The sequence below is a fragment of the Roseobacter sp. HKCCA0882 genome (assembly GCF_037805225.1).
In the GTDB taxonomy this organism is placed as follows: domain Bacteria; phylum Pseudomonadota; class Alphaproteobacteria; order Rhodobacterales; family Rhodobacteraceae; genus M30B80.
Genome location: NZ_JBBLYI010000001.1, coordinates 508,471 through 524,798 on the forward strand (window position 1 = coordinate 508,471; position 16,328 = coordinate 524,798).

The window sequence follows — 16,328 nt, forward strand, 5'->3', positions numbered from 1 at the left end:
GGTATGGCAGATCAAATCGACATCACGGATATTGGCCCAAAAGACGCGGCTGAACCAAAATTGATCCTGCGCTTAATCGCAGTGGTGGGCATCGCGTTGTCGCTGTTTCAGCTTTACGCCGCGGGTGTTCAGCCTTTGGGGCTGTTCTATCAAAGGCCCATCCATTTGGGTTTTATCCTTGTTCTGTGTTTCTTGATCTATCCGCCCCGTGGCCGCGCCAAAGGGCGCAGTCCCTCAGAATATGCGATAGACGGCCTTCTCATTCTCGCCTCCATAGCGGTTGGGGCTTGGGTGCCTGTGAACATTGACACAATCGCAAATCAAATCTTTCCCCGCGACATCGATGTTGCAATGGGGGTTTTGACCGTTCTTTTGGTGCTTGAGGCTGCGCGCCGCGCGGTGGGTTGGGTGATGATGGTGATCGCGGGCGTGTTCTTGCTCTATGCCTTTGCGGGATCGCGCGGAGAATTGCCGTTTTTGGCAGATTTCATGCCCGGTATCCTTAACCATCGTGGCTATTCCTTGGATCGCTTGGCCAGCCAGATGACTTTGGGGGCTGAAGGAATTTATGGCATCCCCTTAGGTGTGGCCGCGACATTTATTTTCGTATTCGTTCTCTTTGGCGCTTTCCTTGAGGTGACGGGCGCAGGCAAATTTTTTATTGATCTGGCCTATGCGACAACAGGCCGTCAGCGCGGCGGGCCTGCCAAGGCGGCGGTTGTCGCCTCTGCGGGTATGGGGTCTATCTCGGGATCGGCCATCGCCAATGTGGTCACAACTGGGGCCTTCACAATCCCCCTCATGAAAAAACTGGGCTATCGCCCTGCCCAAGCAGGCGGGGTAGAGGCCGCTGCCTCAACGGGCGGGCAGATCATGCCGCCATTGATGGGGGCAGGCGCCTTTTTGATGAGCGAATTTACCCAATTGCCCTATGTTCACATCGTGTTGGTGTCGATTTTCCCGGCCTTTCTCTATTTTGGGGCCGTCTACCTGCTTGTGCATATCGCGGCTGTCAAACAGGGGATGCGAGGCTTGACTGCGGCAGAACTCCCCAGCGTGCGCCAAGTGATGCGCGAAGGGTGGCATTTCATCTTCCCGCTTGTGGCGCTCATCTTTTTATTGGTGGCAGGATATTCACCGATGCGGGTGGGGTTCTACGCGATTGTGGCGGTAATGGCGGCGGCAGCGGCACGCGCGCTTTGGACATTTTCAAGGGACGCGCCCAGTGTCGAAGGCTTTTTCGCCCTGTGCAAACGTGGCGGGGCCTTGACCCTTGAGGCGCTTGAACTTGGGGCGCGCAACGCGGTTGCCGTTTCAGTCGCCTGCGCCGTGGCGGGGGTGATTGTGGGGGTTGTCGGGCTCACAGGGTTGGGTCTGAAATTCTCGGCCATGATGTTGGCCTTCTCAGGCGGTAATCTGTTCTTGGCGTTGATCCTCGTGATCTTGGCCTCCTTGATCCTTGGCATGGGCCTGCCTGTCACCGCGGCCTATATCGTTTTGATTATCTTGGTCGGCCCTGCCTTGACCACGGAATTTGGCGTTCCACTGTTGATCGCGCATTTGGTTGTGTTTTGGTATAGCCAAGACAGCAACGTCACCCCACCTGTCGCATTGGCAGGGTTTGCAGGCGCGGCCATTGCAGGATCAAAACCGATGGAGACCAGTTTTCAGGCGTGGAAATACGCCAAGGGCCTCTATCTGATCCCGCTCTTCATGGTCTATAATGATGAGATCATCCTTGGTGGCCCGCTGCATATGGTCATTTTTGCAGGCATCTTGGCGCTTGCGGGAATTGTGGCCTTTGCCGCCGTTCTCGAAGGGTTCCTTTTTACCTCAATGGCGCTTTGGCACCGTGCGGCGCTGATCCCTGCGATTGTTGCGGTCTTTTGGTCATCGGCCATGGTTGAGGCGCTCGGTCTTGTCGCGATCCTTGTCCTTTTGGGGCTTAACTGGTGGCAGGCCAAACAGCACCCCTATCAGGCAAAAACCTAAGCGGTTGGGTCTAATCATGACACAAGAAAAAATCCTCTCGAAATCGAGAGAAATTTTTTCTGAAATCTTCGATTTTGAAGATTGGAGCGGGCGATGAGATTCGAACTCACGACCCTTACCTTGGCAAGGTAATGCTCTACCCCTGAGCTACGCCCGCTCTTTGAAGAGGGGTTCTATGACCATGGATCGGGGTTTGCAAGGGGGAAAGTCCACAATGCGCGCGTTTTTTTTTACGCCATTTGACATGCGCATTTTTGATCTGATTTTAGGCTAGGAAAATCCCCGCCACAAGGCCGTGGCCACAGGGCGGGGGATGTTGCGGCACTATCCACAGCGCCGCAACAATCTCTTAGGCCTCGAACTCGATCAGCAGGTCTTTTGCGTCAATTTGTGCGCCGGGGGTGACATGCACAGATTTGATTCGACCATTGCGTTCCGCGTGCAGGCCTGTCTCCATTTTCATCGCCTCGATGGTCAGCAAAAGATCGCCTGCCTTGACCTCGGCCCCGTTTGACACGGCAATTGAGGCCACAACCCCCGGCATGGGCGCACCGATATGGGCAGGGTTGCCGCCTTCGGCCTTGGCGCGTTTGGTGCTGCTTGCGGCGGCTTTGCGGTTTGGCACGCGGATGGTGCGGGGTTGGCCGTTCAATTCAAAGAAGACTTTGGCCTCGCCTTCTTCGTTGGTGTCCCCGACCGCTTGCAACTGCACAACCAGCGTCACACCTGGGTCAATTTCGACTTCGATTTGCTCGCCAACATCCATCCCATAGAAAAAGGTTTTTGTAGGCAAGGTGCGCACAGGGCCGTAATCGGCGTGACGCATGGCGTAATCGGTAAAGACCTTGGGATACATCAAATAGCCGTTAAGGTCTTCATCATCGACCGCCTCATCAAGTGTAGCTTCCAATTCCTTGCGCGTGGCCTCTAGATCAACGGGGGGCAGATGCTTGCCGGGCCGTTCGAAATTTGGTGCCTCGCCTTTGAGAACCTTCGCCACAATTGCAGGGGGGAAGCCACCATGCGGTTGGCCCAAATTGCCGCGCATCATGTCGATCACACTATCGGGGAAGGAGACGTCTTTCTGCGGGTCTTCAACATCGGCGCGGCTCAGACCTTGGGACACCATCATAAGGGCCATATCCCCGACCACTTTGGAGGATGGCGTCACTTTGACAATGTCGCCGAACATTTGGTTCACATCCGCATACATCTGTGCCACTTCGTGCCAGCGTTCTTCAAGGCCCATGGAGCGCGCCTGTGCCTTGAGATTGGTGAATTGGCCACCTGGCATTTCGTGCAAATAGACCTCGGATGCAGGGGCCTGTAGCCCTGATTCAAAGGCCAAGTAATGGGCGCGCACCGCCTCCCAGTAATCCGAAATCTCGCGGATTGCCGCGATGTCCAGACCTGTGTCGCGTTCGGTATAGCGCAAGGATTCCACAATCGTGCCAAGGGTCGCTTGGCTGGTATTGCCCGATAGGGCATCCATGGCACAATCGACCGCATCAACACCTGCCGCACTGGCCGCCAGAATGGTGCCAGAGGCAACACCTGCCGTGTCATGGGTGTGGAAGTGGATGGGCAGATCAACCGCATCCTTCAAGGCGGGGATCAGCACCGATGCCGCGGCTGGCGTCAACAATCCCGCCATATCCTTAAGGCCCAAAACATGCGCCCCTGCGGCCTCAAGCGCGCGGGCCATATCGACATAATATGTGACGTCATATTTCGCGCGATTGGGGTCAAGGATGTTGCCCGTGTAGCAAATCGTGCCTTCACAGATTTTGCCCGTTTCACCGACCGCATCCATGGCCACGCGCATATTCTCAACCCAGTTGAGGCTGTCAAAGACGCGAAAGACATCGACACCCGACTGCGCCGCCTGTTTGACGAAACTTTGCACCACATTGTCAGGGTAATTCGTATAGCCCACACCATTCGAGGCGCGCAAAAGCATCTGCGTCATGATGTTGGGCATTTTCGCACGAATATCGCGCAGGCGCTGCCATGGGCATTCCTGCAAGAAACGATAGGCCACATCGAATGTCGCCCCGCCCCAACATTCTACGCTGAACAGCTGCGGCAGTTTCTCGGCATAGGCAGGGGCCACTTGAATCATATCATGCGAGCGCATCCGTGTCGCAAGCAGCGATTGGTGGCCATCGCGCATGGTTGTGTCGGTGATCAAAAGCCGTGTTTGATCTTTCATCCATTTGACAACCGCAAGCGGGCCTTCACGCTCAAGCAGCTGCCTTGTGCCATCGGTGACAGGGTCGGTTCCCACACGCGGCGCGCGCGGTGGTTTAAGATCAGCCGCAGGGCGGGGGCGGCCAACCGTTTCAGGATGCCCGTTCACCGTAATATCCGCGATATAGCGCAAGATTTTGGTTGCGCGGTCGCGGCGCGGCGCAAAGTCAAACAGTTCCGGCGTGGTGTCGATGAATTTCGTTGTATATTCGTAATTCAAAAATGTTGGGTGCTTGAGCAGGTTTTCGACAAAGGCGATATTGGTCGAAACCCCGCGAATACGAAATTCGCGCAAGGCCCGATCCATGCGCGCAATTGCGGCCTCGGGCGTGGGCGCCCATGCCGTCACCTTTTCCAAGAGGCTGTCATAATAGCGCGTAATGACCGCGCCCGAATAGGCCGTTCCGCCGTCAAGGCGGATGCCCATCCCTGTTGCCCCGCGATAAGCGGTGATGCGGCCATAATCGGGAATGAAATTGTTGGTTGGGTCTTCGGTTGTCACGCGGCACTGAATGGCATTGCCCGAAAGCGTGACCTCATCCTGCGCTGCCACGCCTGTGGCCTCAAGCAGGGTTTTGCCTTCGGCAATCAAAATCTGGGCGCGCACGATATCAATGCCCGTGACCTCCTCGGTCACAGTATGCTCCACTTGCACGCGCGGGTTTACTTCGATGAAGTAGAAATTCCCGCTGTCCATATCCATTAGGAATTCAACAGTGCCCGCGCATTCATAGCCCACATGGGCCGCAATCTTGCGACCAAGCTCGCAAATCTCGCTGCGCTGCGCCTCGCTCAGATAGGGGGCAGGGGCGCGTTCAACCACCTTTTGGTTGCGCCGCTGCACCGAACAATCGCGTTCATAGAGGTGATAGATATTGCCATGGCTGTCGCCCAAGATCTGCACCTCAACATGGCGCGCGCGGGTGATCATCTTTTCAAGATAGCCCTCGCCATTGCCAAAGGCGGCTTCTGCCTCGCGGCGGCCTTCGCGGATTTTTGTTTCAAGTTCGTCTTCGCCAAGGATGGGGCGCATTCCGCGCCCGCCGCCCCCCCATGAGGCCTTCAGCATCAATGGATATCCAATTTCGCGCGCGGCCTCGCGGGCGCGATCCATGTCATCGCTCAAAACTTCGGAGGCGGGGATCACGGGCACCCCTGCCGCAATCGCCACCTGCCGTGCGCTGGCCTTGTCACCCAAGGCGCGCATCGTGTCGGCTTTGGGGCCGATAAAGGTGATACCTGCCGCGGCGCAAGCCTCGACAAAATCGGGGTTCTCGGACAAAAGCCCGTAGCCTGGATGAATGGCATCAGCCCCTGCCATCTTGGCCACGCGAATAATTTCAGGGATCGACAGATAAGCCGCAACAGGCCCCAAACCTTCGCCCACCTTATAAGCCTCGTCTGCCTTAAAGCGGTGCAGCGACAGCTTATCTTCCTCGGCATAGATCGCCACGGTGCGTTTTCCCAATTCATTGGCCGCGCGCATGATGCGGATGGCAATCTCACCGCGGTTGGCGATCAGGATTTTCTTGAATTCGGGCATATCATGTCCTTGGGCTGTCAAAACGAAGGGAGGGGCAAGGAAACTTAGGTCGCGCGGTTCGGCCACCTGTCACAAAACTTTTTATAATCGGTTCTATCGTCATCGCTGCAAAGCAGCATTAACCGCAGTGTGGCAAGAGTCAATCAGCCGTGGAAATGGGGTTTTGTCTTTTTGATGTATAATTACTGAGCAGATCGTTTTCGATGTGGCTGCTGCGAAATGGCGCGGTGATTTGCAGACGGATCAGGAAATCCAAATCAATCACGCGGTAAGCCACGCCCGTGGCACGCGCTGCGGTTTCAACCTGAAATTCGGTTGGGTCTTCGCGCCCGTCCGTGTCGATCAAGATCACCATAGGCGCGCGATCCAAGAGCGCGCCGTAAAACAAGGCCTGTTGCAAACTGTCGAGGGACGAGCGGCGATCATCCAGCCCGATTTCGATGGCATGGGTGTCTGTGACGCAATCCACCCGCACATAATGGGCGCTGTCGTTCAAGCTATAGGGCAGGCGCAATTCGGCCTCGCCGCCAAGCAGCATCGCGCAAATAATCGGGATCAGGTCAGCCTCGGTCATGGAGGACATGTTAACATTTGTTAACAAACACGGCGAGGGCAATTGCGAGGGTTGGTTAAAGGGTTAACAGCCGCGCGGGCAAGTCGGCAAAGCGGCGCGCGCCAATTTGCGCCATGTTTGAAATCATATCTTTGCGCAAAAGGTCAACCAAATGGTCAGGGCCATCCGCGCCAAGCGCACCGAGCGCATAATGCCACGCACGGCCCATCATGACGAAATCTGCGCCAAGGGCCAAGGCGCGCAAAATATCCAATCCACCCTCAATTCCACTGTCAAAAATGAGGGGCAGGGTGGTGGCGGGGCGAATGGCGCGCAGGGCGTCAAGCGCCGCAGGCGCACCATCAAACTGACGCCCCGTATGGTTCGATACCCAAATCGCATCAGCCAGATCATCGGTTTGGGCTTGGGCCGCGACCTCAGCCTCCATCACGCCTTTCAGGATCAACGCGCCCTGCCATTCCTCGCGCAAAAAGCGCAGATAGTCCCAATCTGGGGCGGCGCGTAGAAGGTAACCAATATGCGCGGTTGAGGGCAGGGTGCCGCCCGTCATTTCTTTGGGCGCATAACCATCCATCAGCCGCATCCGTGGCATCCCGTGTTTTAGGGTGCCAAATGCCCAAGACGGGCAGCGCGCCACCTGTAGCGCAAGGCGTGGGGTGAGGCGCGGGGGCTGTGTCAGCCCGCCCCGCGTCTGCCTTTCTCGGCGGCTTGCGGCAGGCACATCCACAGTCAACACCAGCGTGTGAAACCCTGCTCCTTTTGCGCGCGCAAGCATATCGCGCCGAATGCCCGCATCGCGCGGCGGATACATCTGAAACCACCCTTGATCGCCAATGTGATCTGCCACTTCTTCGGGGGTGCGGGTGGCCACAGTCGAGAGGCAGTAGGGCATCTGCGCCCGCGCAGCGGATGCTGCCAAAATCTGCTCAGCATCGGGCCAGACAAGGCCTGACATTCCAACGGGCGAGATGCCAAAGGGCTGGGGATAGTCCCGCCCCAAGAGGCGGCAGGACAGGTCAGGTGTAATTTCCCCGCGCAAGGCTGCGGGCTGCATCAACACGGCATCAAGCGCGGCACGATTGCGCCGCAGCACGGACTCGCTGCCTGTGGCGCTGTCGAGATATTCCCACACGAAATGCGGAATGCGCGCACGGGCGCGCGATTTGAGATCCCTCAGGGCGGGATAGCGGCTGTGAAACTGTGTCATGGCGGCGATCCTGTGCGCAAAATTTAACCCTTGTAAACCCTGACATAAGGTTTTGCGAACAATTACAGAACATATCTTTTCGAGCCGCGCGAATATCGCTATGGTTCCGCTCATGAGCAGTTCTGAAAATAACACCCTTGCCGCCACCGTTCCCCTGTCGCAGAGGGCCGCGGCCCTGCGGCCCATGCCCTATTTGGAGGGGTTGAACCCAGAGCAGCGCAAGGCCGTAGAAACCTTGGACGGCCCCGTGTTGATGTTGGCGGGCGCAGGCACGGGTAAAACCCGCGCCTTGACCGCGCGGATTGCACATTTGATTTCCACAGGCCGCGCCACGCCGCGCAGTATTCTGGCCGTGACCTTCACCAATAAAGCCGCGCGCGAGATGCGCGAACGCGTCAGCGCGGCCCTTGGTCATCCAACCGAAGGCATGGCGTGGCTTGGAACGTTCCATTCGATCTGCGTTAAACTGTTGCGCCGCCATGCCGAATTGGTTGGGCTGAAATCCAATTTCACGATTTTGGACACGGATGATCAAATCCGCCTGCTGAAACAATTGATCGAGGCCGAGGGCATTGACGCGAAGCGCTGGCCGCCACGGATGTTGGCGGGGATCATCGATCATTGGAAAAACCGCGCATGGCGTCCCGATACGCTGCCCGCCGCCGAAAGTGGGGCCTTCAACGGCAAGGGGCCAAAGCTATATGCGCTTTATCAACAGCGGCTTGCGGCACTGAATGCCTGCGATTTTGGCGATTTGCTTTTGCATATGGTAACCATCTTTCAGGCGCATGACGATGTGTTGCAGCAATATCAGCGCCAATTCGCCTTTATTTTGGTTGATGAATATCAAGACACCAATGTGGCACAGTATTTATGGCTGCGTCTTTTGGCACAAGGGCATTCCAATCTTTGCGTGGTGGGGGATGATGACCAATCCATCTACGGATGGCGTGGGGCCGAGGTGGGTAATATTCTGCGCTTTGAGGCAGATTTCAAAGGGGCCGCCGTGATCCGCCTAGAGCAGAATTACCGCTCGACTGGCCATATCCTAAAAGCCGCCTCTGCGGTGATTGCGGGCAATTCGCAGCGCCTTGGCAAGGAGTTGTGGACAGAAGGCCAGGATGGCGCGCCTGTGCGTCTGATCGGCCACTGGGATGGCGAGGAGGAGGCGCGCTGGATCGGCGAGGAAATTGAGGCGCTTGGCATTGGCACGCGCGGATTGCGTGCAATTGGCCCCGAGGAAATCGCCATTCTCGTGCGCGCTTCGCATCAGATGCGCGCCTTTGAGGATCGTTTCCTCACCATTGGCCTGCCCTATCGCGTCATCGGTGGCCCGCGCTTTTACGAGCGGTTGGAAATTCGTGATGCCATGGCTTATTTCCGCCTCGTGATCAGCCCTGAGGATGATCTGGCCTTTGAGCGGATCGTGAACACCCCCAAACGCGGGCTTGGCGACAAAGCACAGGCCACCATCCATGAAATCGCCCGCCAAAAGGGTGTCAGCCTTTTGCAAGGGGCGGCGATGGCGGTGGAAAGTGGCGCGATTGGCGGCAAGGGGGGCAAGGAATTGGCCCGTTTCGTGCTGCAGATCGCCCATTGGCGCAATCTATTGCGCGAGGGTGTGGTTGCAGGCCCCGCCCCCGATGATCTGATCGAGCGCGAAAACCCCGAAGGGCTGAGCCATATCGAATTGGCCGAAACGATTTTGGAGGAGTCGGGCTACACCGCCATGTGGCAAAACGACAAAACCCCCGAGGCCCCGGGGCGGCTTGAGAACCTCAAGGAATTGGTCAAGGCGCTTGAGCAATTCGAAAACCTGCAAGGCTTTCTCGAACATGTCAGCCTGATCATGGATAATGAGCAAGATGATGGTCAGGCCAAGGTCACTTTGATGACTTTGCACGCGGCCAAAGGTCTGGAATATCCCGCAGTCTTTTTGCCAGGTTGGGAAGACGGCCTGTTCCCAAGCCAGCGTGCGATGGATGAAGAAGGGATCAAAGGATTAGAGGAGGAGCGCCGCTTGGCCTATGTGGGTATCACACGGGCCGAGGAGCTTTGCACAATTTCCTTTGCGGGCAATCGCCGTGTTTATGGCCAATGGCAAAGCCAGATGCCCTCGCGCTTTATCGATGAATTGCCCGAAGCCCATGTCGAGATTTTAACCCCGCCAGGCCTTTATGGTCATCAAAGCCACGGAATGGGGCAGTCTGCGTCACCTGTTTCTCAAATGCAGGTTGCCTCGAACCTGCTAGACCGCGCAGCGCAGGCCGATGCCTATAATTCACCTGGGTGGCGGCGCTTGCAGGCGCGGCAGGGGGAATATGGCCTTAGCCAACCCCGCGAAAGCAAGCGCGCGGGTTTTGACGAGGCGGCAACGGTTCCATTTGATCTAGGCGAGCGCGTCTTTCACCAAAAATTTGGCTATGGGGCAATTACCGCGATTGAGGGTGACAAGCTTGATGTGGCTTTTGACAAGGCAGGCGTGAAAAAAGTGGTGGCGCGCTTTGTTGTTGCGGCGGACAGCGCGGGCGATCAGCCCTTTTAAACGCAGCTGATCTTAGCATTTCGAAAATAAAAAAGCGGTGATGCCAAGGGAGGAGGAGGCATCACCGCTTCTTTTTTTTAACCACACCCCCAAGGGAGGAGGAAGAGGGCGCAGTTGTGGCGGCGCGGATCCTAAGGGAGGAGCGGATCCTTGCCGTGATACGGCCCCAAGGGAGGAGGAGGGGCGCGTCCTTGCGGGTCTTTTGACCCTTGTTCTTGCGAGAACCACTAAGGGAGGAGGAAGTGGTTCCCGCTAAATCCCGCGCTTCAAGGGAGGAGGAGAAGCGAGAGATGTTCCCGTGTTTCAGGCGTAACGCCCGTAAGCAGCCTCAAGGGCGATGTTGCGCAGGTTGCTGCGCGCGATGCCCAAATCGGCCAGCTCGCGGTCGCTCAGGCTATTCAGCTCATCAAATGTGCGCTGATAGACGCGGCGGGCTTTGATCGCTGCTGTCAGGTGGGATTTCATTTCCCCCAGACGTTCGGCGAAGCTCAAGCTCGGTGCGTGGCGTGTGGCAAGATAGGCCATTTCAGTTTTCCTTAGTTCATATTCATAACCGCTCGCGCTTTTGGGTTATCCGAAGCGCTTTGGTTCCAAGCCATGTTGGCCTGACACGGATGAATGTAGGTAATTGCTGCGATTGCACAATAGGCCTTCTTATCAATTCTGCTATGCAGCAAATGCATAGCAAATGCTGACCTATTTCATAATTTTGTCACTTTCGTGATTTTTGTTTATTTTATGAGCAAAAGAGGGGGTTGCAGCTGCGCATGCGCCGCGCGACATAAGGACGAGTGAGCCAAAACGTGGAGTTGCCACCCAATGTCGGACGGAAAGTCGCAGATCACCCGCGCAGAAGTTGATGCATTTTTGGCACAGTTTGCCCTTCCAGACGGCGGAAATCTGATTTCCCGCGATATGGTTCGGGCGTTGCGAGTCGAAGATGGCCGCATCACATTCATTATCGAAGCAGAAACGCCGCAGGCGGCGCGCGCTCTCGAGGGGTTTCGGGCCGCGTTGCAACAGGCCCTTGAAGCGCAGGCGGGGGTGACCGCCGTTTCAATAGCCCTGACCGCACCGACCCAAGCCCCTCAGCAAGCGCCGCACTCTGCGAAACCTGCGCCCGATGGCCCCCCAAGTCTGAAAATCGGGGGCCATGCCAAGCCGCAATCGGAGCCGATGAACCCCAAGGGCGTTGCGCGGATCATCGCGATTGGATCGGGAAAAGGGGGTGTTGGGAAATCGACATTATCTTCTAACCTCGCCGTGGCCCTTTCGCGGCAGGGGCGCAAAGTGGGCCTGTTGGATGCAGATATCTATGGGCCCTCACAGCCGCGGATGATGGGTTTGACCAAGCGCCCCGCTTCGCCTGATGGCAAAACCATCCTGCCTTTGCACAATCATGGCGTCACATTCATGTCGATTGGTCTGATGCTGCCCGAAGAAAAGGCGGTTGTTTGGCGCGGGCCGATGTTGATGGGAGCGTTGCAGCAAATGATGACCCAAGTTGATTGGGGCGAATTGGATGTTCTTTTGGTCGACCTGCCGCCTGGAACGGGGGATGTGGCGATGACGCTGTGCCAGCGATCAAAGCTGACAGGTGCGATTGTTGTCTCCACCCCGCAGGATGTGGCCCTTCTGGATGCGCGCAAGGCGCTTGATATGTTTGCCACTCTCAAGACCCCCGTTTTGGGTCTGGTCGAGAATATGTCGGGCTTTGTTTGCCCCGAATGTGGGCATGAGGCGCATATCTTCGGGCAGGGCGGCGTGGCGGCTGAGGCCGAAAAAATGGGGGTGCCGTTCTTGGGTGCTTTGCCGATCTCCCTTGAAACACGCTTGGCGGGGGATGCAGGCACGCCGATTGCCGCCAGCGAGGGCGCGGCCGCCGAGGCCTATGCACAATTGGCCGCCCGTCTTGTGGCGGGTGGTATGGCATAATCACCTAAAAACCAAAGGTGATTCGTGTAATTAGGTGCGAAAATGCGCTGATTTTGCGAGATCTGGCGCGGTTGGATGAAAATTTCCCCCCAAATCGAAGGCCACCCCGAAAATCAAGATATTGTGGTTGAGATTTTCCAAACCACCCCATGCAGGGGTGGTTTTTCCATTTTGGCACAAGATGCTGCAATTTTCAGACCTTTAGAGGCACATCTTGGGGAAAATTCCCAAAAAAAGGGATTGATTGGGAAATATTTCCATGAGACAAAGATGACACAGCAAAAGAGACGCGCTCAGAACCTGAAACAGGCGGGCGCATATAATAAAAAGAACTCTAGGCAGGTGTTCATACAGGCATCTCAATTGCTGAAGCGCCGTTGCGTAAGCGAGCAGACCATCCCCCCAGATGTGCTGCGCAATTGGCCCCCGATGATGGGATGAGGGCGGCGGATCGGGCATAAAACTGTCTCGGTCCGCCGTTGTCGTTTCACGGGTCGGGAAAGTTTGAAGATGTTACGGGGAAACGGCCATTGGGGCCATAACGAGGGCAGGGCAGTGGAGCGCAGGTTTCAGGGCGAGAGCCTGAACAAGGTGGACGGAAAGGGCCGAATTTCGATTCCGGTCAAGTTTCGCCGTGTGCTTGCCAATTCTGATGCCAAGGCTACGGCGGGCGCCTCTCCGCGCCTTTACATTGCCTATGGCGACAAATCGAAGAATTACCTTGAATGTCTGTCTGGTGACGCCTTCGACCAAATTGACGCGATGATCCGCCGCGCGCCCTTGGGCACGCCTGTGCGCCGCGCTTTGGAATTTCTCTATTATCAGAAATGTGATGAAACCACCGTGGATGACACGGGCCGTTTGGTTCTGCCTCAGGCCGCGCGCGACAAGATCGCGCTTGCCGATGAGGCGCTGTTCCAAGGCATGGGCGACAAGTTTCACATCCTCAACCCAAGCGATGCAAAAGACGCTGAGGCGCAAATTGATGCGTTGATTGATAGCCTTGCCCAAGGTGACGAGTTCTTTGATCCGCTGTCCCTCGTGGCTAGTGGTGTTGGAGCGATGGATCATGACGGGGGCGTATGATCATGGCGGCGGCCAAGCTCAACGAACCCGCGAGGGCAGAGGGGCCGCATATCCCTGTTCTATTGGATCGGATCTTGGCCGAGATAGCACCCGTGTCTGGGGACTGGCTCGATGGAACTTTCGGCGCTGGTGGCTACGCCCGTGGCTTGCTTGATCGGGGGGCGGCATCGGTGATTGGTGTCGACCGCGATCCTCTGGCGCTTGAGATGGCCGAAGCGTGGCGCGCTCAATATGGTGACCGTTTGAAATTGGTTGCAGGCGAGTTTGGCGCTCTTGATGATCATGCCCGTTCTGTGGGCTATGATGCGCTTGACGGCGTCGTGCTGGATCTGGGCGTTTCGTCTATGCAGCTTGATTTGGCCGAACGTGGCTTTTCATTCATGCGTGACGGCCCGCTTGATATGCGCATGAGCCAAGCAGGGATGTCCGCCGAAGATCTGGTGAACGAGGCGCCCGAGGCGCATTTGGCCGATATTTTGTATCATTACGGCGAAGAACGCGCCGCACGGCGCATTGCCCGCGCGATTGTCGCCGCCCGCAAAGGCGCGCGCATCACCACCACTGCCGCCCTTGCCAAAATCGTTGAGGGCTGCCTGCCGCGCCCCAAACCCAATCAAAGCCACCCCGCAACGCGCAGCTTTCAGGCCTTGCGCATCGCGGTGAATGATGAATTGGGCCAATTGGTTAAGGGCCTTTTGGCCGCAGAGCGTATCTTGCGCGAAGGCGGCATTTTGGCGGTGGTCACCTTTCATTCATTGGAGGATCGGGTGGTCAAACGCTTTATGCAATTGCGCAGTGATACGGGCGGCGGCGGGTCGCGCCACGCCCCAGAGCGCGCGCGCCAAACCCCCAGTTTCCTGCAAAATACCCGCAAAGCCATCGCACCAAGCCCCGAGGAAGCCGCGCAGAACCCCCGCGCGCGCTCTGCGAAATTGCGGTTGGCTGTGCGCGGTGGGGAAGCCGCTCCCGCCCCCCTTGATTTTAGTGCTTTGGGCCTGCCCCCGTTAGAGGTGACATAATGCGCGCTTTGATGTCCTTATTCACAGCAATTGCCGTTATTGGCCTTGGATTTTGGGCCTATCAGCAAAATATCCTAACCCAGCAAGCCGAACGCGAAGTGGCGCGCCTAGAGGCCGAGATTGCCGCCCATCATGAACGGCTTGCCATTTTGCGGTCGGAATGGGCCTTTCTCAATCGTCCTGATCGCTTGCGCGCATTGGTCGATATGAATTTTGATCGCTTGGGGCTGTTGCCGATGCAGCAAGATCAGTTTGCCACCATTCATGAAGTGTCTTTCCCTGATCCTCTGGCCGCGCTGACGGAGGCAAGCCTTGTGTCGGATGAGGCCGTGCTGGAGGATCAACCATGAGCGGTCAACGCATCCCCTTGCGCCCGTTGTCACGGGTGATTGAAGCGCGCCAAAAGGGTGAAAACCCCGATTACATCGAGCGCGAAAACCTGCGCCAACGCCACGAAGCCGAGCGGGACAAATTGCGCCTGCGGGCCGAGGGGCGGATTTTGGTCGTGGCTTTGTGCTTTTTGCTTGGCTTTGGCGCGGTTGGCGTGCGCATGGGCGCCTTGGCCGCCTCCGAACCGCAAGAGCCTGGTGTGACCTCTGTTGCAAGCGCAATTCAGACCGCCCGCGCGGATATTGTCGATCGGCAGGGGCGCATTTTGGCCACCAATCTTTTGACCAATGCGCTTTACGCCCACCCCCACGAGATGGTCGACCCGCTTGCTGCGGCTGAAGGTTTGGTCGAAATCTTCCCTGAGATGGATTATGACCGCTTGGTCGCGCAACTGACCTCTGAGCGCCGCTTCCTTTGGTTGCGCCGCTCCATCAGCCCCGAGCAGGAACAAGCTGTGCATGATCTGGGCGAGCCTGGCTTGCTCTTTGGCCCGCGCGAAATTCGGCTTTACCCTAATGGCGCGATTGCGGCGCATGTTTTGGGTGGCGCAGGGTTCGGGCAAGAGGCCGTGAATGCCGCAGAAATCGTAGGTGTTGCGGGGCTTGAGGCGCAGTTTGACGTCGAATTGCGCGATCCTGCCCGCGCACATACGCCGCTGCGCCTGTCGATGGATTTGGCCATCCAGTCCGCCACCGAGGAAGTTCTCGCGTCTGGCATGGGATTGATGAATGCGCGCGGCGCTTCGGCGGTGTTGATGGATGCCCATACGGGCGAGGTGATCTCCCTTGCAAACCTGCCTGATTTTGACCCCAATGCGCGGCCCCGTCCGCTGACATCGGGCAATGATCCGAGCCAAAGCCCGCTCTTTAACCGCGCGGTGCAGGGCGTGTATGAGCTTGGGTCTGTGTTCAAAATCTTCACCATGGCGCAGGCCTTGGAATTGGACATGGTGACGCCTGAGACATCAATCGACACAACAAGCCCGTTGCGGATTGCAGGGTTTAACATCCGCGACTTCCACAATTACGGGCCACGCCAAACCGCGACCGAAGTGATTGTGCATTCGTCAAATATCGGCACGGCGCGTATTGCTGATGAGATCGGGCCAGATCGCCAACGCCTGTTCCTCGAAGATTTGGGTTTGCTTGAACCAACCCCCCTTGAGATTGTCGAGGCCCCAACGGGCCGCCCGATGATCCCCGCGAGATGGGAACGCCTTTCAACTATGACTGTGTCCTACGGCCATGGTCTGTCGATATCGCCTTTGCATTTGGCGGCGGGATTTGCCGCGATGGTCAATGGTGGCACGCGGGTTGCGCCGACTTTGATCGCACAGCGGGGCGCGCCGCAGACGGGGGCGCGCATCATTTCCGAAGATACCTCTGCACAAATCCGTGCCATGATGCGTGCCGTGGTCGATGGTGGCACAGCCAGCCTTGCCGAGGTCGAAGGCTATGAAATGGGCGGGAAAACGGGCACGGCCGATAAGCCCAACCCATCGGGCGGCTATTATGAGGATCGCGTGATTGCGACCTTCGCAGGGGCCTTTCCAATGAGTGACCCGCAATATGTGATTATCGTAACTTTGGACGAACCTGAAATTGTCGCCCTCGGCGAGACGCGCCGCACTGCGGGATGGACGGCTGCGCCAGTGGCCGCAGAAATCCTACGCCGCGTAGGCCCTTTGCTGAATCTGCAGCCGCGTGGTGCAGCAGAGATTGCGCAAAGTGGGGTTTCTCAGCTATCGAGCCATATCGAGTGATTTTGCCAAACCGACCAAAGGATTA

12 protein-coding genes and 1 tRNA gene are annotated in these 16,328 nt (G+C 57.2%); 8 read left to right on the forward strand and 5 right to left on the reverse strand.

Going from position 1 to position 16,328, the window contains the following annotated elements; translation table 11 throughout:
- Positions 1-3 precede the first annotated feature (3 nt).
- Positions 4-1,992: a TRAP transporter permease gene (locus AAC622_RS02650; RefSeq protein ID WP_340260156.1), complete on the forward strand. Its 1,989-nt coding sequence runs from the start codon at positions 4-6 to the stop codon at positions 1,990-1,992.
- A gap of 82 nt (positions 1,993-2,074) precedes the next feature.
- Here AAC622_RS02650 and AAC622_RS02655 read toward each other — a convergent pair.
- The 4 genes from AAC622_RS02655 to AAC622_RS02670 all read right to left on the reverse strand — a co-directional run bounded on the left by AAC622_RS02655 (position 2,075) and on the right by AAC622_RS02670 (position 7,566).
- Positions 2,075-2,149, reverse strand: a tRNA-Gly gene (locus AAC622_RS02655).
- Positions 2,150-2,341: 192 nt separating this feature from the next.
- Complete coding sequence (locus tag AAC622_RS02660; protein ID WP_340260157.1) at positions 2,342-5,785, reverse strand: pyruvate carboxylase; 3,444 nt, start codon at positions 5,783-5,785, stop codon at positions 2,342-2,344.
- Between the two features lie 139 nt (positions 5,786-5,924).
- Positions 5,925-6,359, reverse strand: a complete 435-nt coding sequence (locus AAC622_RS02665) for a hypothetical protein (RefSeq protein WP_340260158.1) — start codon at positions 6,357-6,359, stop codon at positions 5,925-5,927.
- Between the two features lie 55 nt (positions 6,360-6,414).
- A complete protein-coding gene (locus AAC622_RS02670; RefSeq protein ID WP_340260159.1) occupies positions 6,415-7,566 on the reverse strand; it encodes an alpha-hydroxy acid oxidase in 1,152 nt (383 codons plus the stop codon).
- A gap of 112 nt (positions 7,567-7,678) precedes the next feature.
- Here AAC622_RS02670 and AAC622_RS02675 point away from each other — a divergent pair, with 112 nt between their 5' ends.
- The gene (locus AAC622_RS02675) at positions 7,679-10,111 is read left to right on the forward strand and encodes an ATP-dependent helicase (protein WP_340260161.1); all 2,433 of its coding nucleotides are present in this window, start codon (positions 7,679-7,681) and stop codon (positions 10,109-10,111) included.
- A 303-nt stretch (positions 10,112-10,414) separates the two neighbouring features.
- Here AAC622_RS02675 and AAC622_RS02680 read toward each other — a convergent pair whose 3' ends face one another.
- The gene (locus tag AAC622_RS02680) at positions 10,415-10,636 is read right to left on the reverse strand and encodes a DUF1127 domain-containing protein (protein WP_317655235.1); all 222 of its coding nucleotides are present in this window, start codon (positions 10,634-10,636) and stop codon (positions 10,415-10,417) included.
- A 294-nt stretch (positions 10,637-10,930) separates the two neighbouring features.
- On the opposite strand from AAC622_RS02680, the gene AAC622_RS02685 reads away from it, so the two are divergent.
- The 6 genes from AAC622_RS02685 (at position 10,931) to AAC622_RS02710 (ending at position 16,303) form a co-directional block, all read left to right on the forward strand.
- Positions 10,931-12,046, forward strand: a complete 1,116-nt coding sequence (locus tag AAC622_RS02685) for an Mrp/NBP35 family ATP-binding protein (RefSeq protein ID WP_340260162.1) — start codon at positions 10,931-10,933, stop codon at positions 12,044-12,046.
- 123 nt (positions 12,047-12,169) lie between these two features.
- Positions 12,170-12,487 carry a hypothetical protein gene (locus tag AAC622_RS02690; RefSeq protein WP_340260163.1) on the forward strand — a complete coding sequence of 106 codons (318 nt, stop codon included), beginning with the start codon at positions 12,170-12,172 and terminating at the stop codon, positions 12,485-12,487.
- 69 nt (positions 12,488-12,556) lie between these two features.
- A complete protein-coding gene (locus AAC622_RS02695; RefSeq protein WP_340260164.1) occupies positions 12,557-13,132 on the forward strand; it encodes a division/cell wall cluster transcriptional repressor MraZ in 576 nt (191 codons plus the stop codon).
- 2 nt (positions 13,133-13,134) lie between these two features.
- Positions 13,135-14,151 carry a 16S rRNA (cytosine(1402)-N(4))-methyltransferase RsmH gene (gene rsmH, locus AAC622_RS02700; protein ID WP_340260166.1) on the forward strand — a complete coding sequence of 339 codons (1,017 nt, stop codon included), beginning with the start codon at positions 13,135-13,137 and terminating at the stop codon, positions 14,149-14,151.
- An 11-nt stretch (positions 14,152-14,162) separates the two neighbouring features.
- Positions 14,163-14,501, forward strand: a complete 339-nt coding sequence (gene ftsL / locus AAC622_RS02705) for a cell division protein FtsL (protein WP_340260168.1) — start codon at positions 14,163-14,165, stop codon at positions 14,499-14,501.
- Positions 14,498-16,303 carry a peptidoglycan D,D-transpeptidase FtsI family protein gene (locus AAC622_RS02710; protein WP_340260170.1) on the forward strand — a complete coding sequence of 602 codons (1,806 nt, stop codon included), beginning with the start codon at positions 14,498-14,500 and terminating at the stop codon, positions 16,301-16,303. The genes ftsL and AAC622_RS02710 overlap by 4 nt, the downstream gene beginning before the upstream one ends.
- Positions 16,304-16,328: the final 25 nt, after the last annotated feature.

Bases quoted from the DNA above. Each gene is read 5' to 3' on its own strand.
- AAC622_RS02695 (WP_340260164.1), top strand. From the start codon at position 12,557: ATGTTACGGGGAAACGGCCATTGGGGCCATAACGAGGGCAGGGCAGTG.
- AAC622_RS02660 (WP_340260157.1), bottom strand. From the start codon at position 5,785: ATGCCCGAATTCAAGAAAATCCTGATCGCCAACCGCGGTGAGATTGCC.
- AAC622_RS02710 (WP_340260170.1), top strand. From the start codon at position 14,498: ATGAGCGGTCAACGCATCCCCTTGCGCCCGTTGTCACGGGTGATTGAA.
- AAC622_RS02665 (WP_340260158.1), bottom strand. From the start codon at position 6,359: ATGACCGAGGCTGACCTGATCCCGATTATTTGCGCGATGCTGCTTGGC.
- AAC622_RS02680 (WP_317655235.1), bottom strand. From the start codon at position 10,636: ATGGCCTATCTTGCCACACGCCACGCACCGAGCTTGAGCTTCGCCGAA.
- AAC622_RS02670 (WP_340260159.1), bottom strand. From the start codon at position 7,566: ATGACACAGTTTCACAGCCGCTATCCCGCCCTGAGGGATCTCAAATCG.
- AAC622_RS02685 (WP_340260162.1), top strand. From the start codon at position 10,931: ATGTCGGACGGAAAGTCGCAGATCACCCGCGCAGAAGTTGATGCATTT.
- AAC622_RS02675 (WP_340260161.1), top strand. From the start codon at position 7,679: ATGAGCAGTTCTGAAAATAACACCCTTGCCGCCACCGTTCCCCTGTCG.
- ftsL (WP_340260168.1), top strand. From the start codon at position 14,163: ATGTCCTTATTCACAGCAATTGCCGTTATTGGCCTTGGATTTTGGGCC.
- rsmH (WP_340260166.1), top strand. From the start codon at position 13,135: ATGGCGGCGGCCAAGCTCAACGAACCCGCGAGGGCAGAGGGGCCGCAT.
- AAC622_RS02650 (WP_340260156.1), top strand. From the start codon at position 4: ATGGCAGATCAAATCGACATCACGGATATTGGCCCAAAAGACGCGGCT.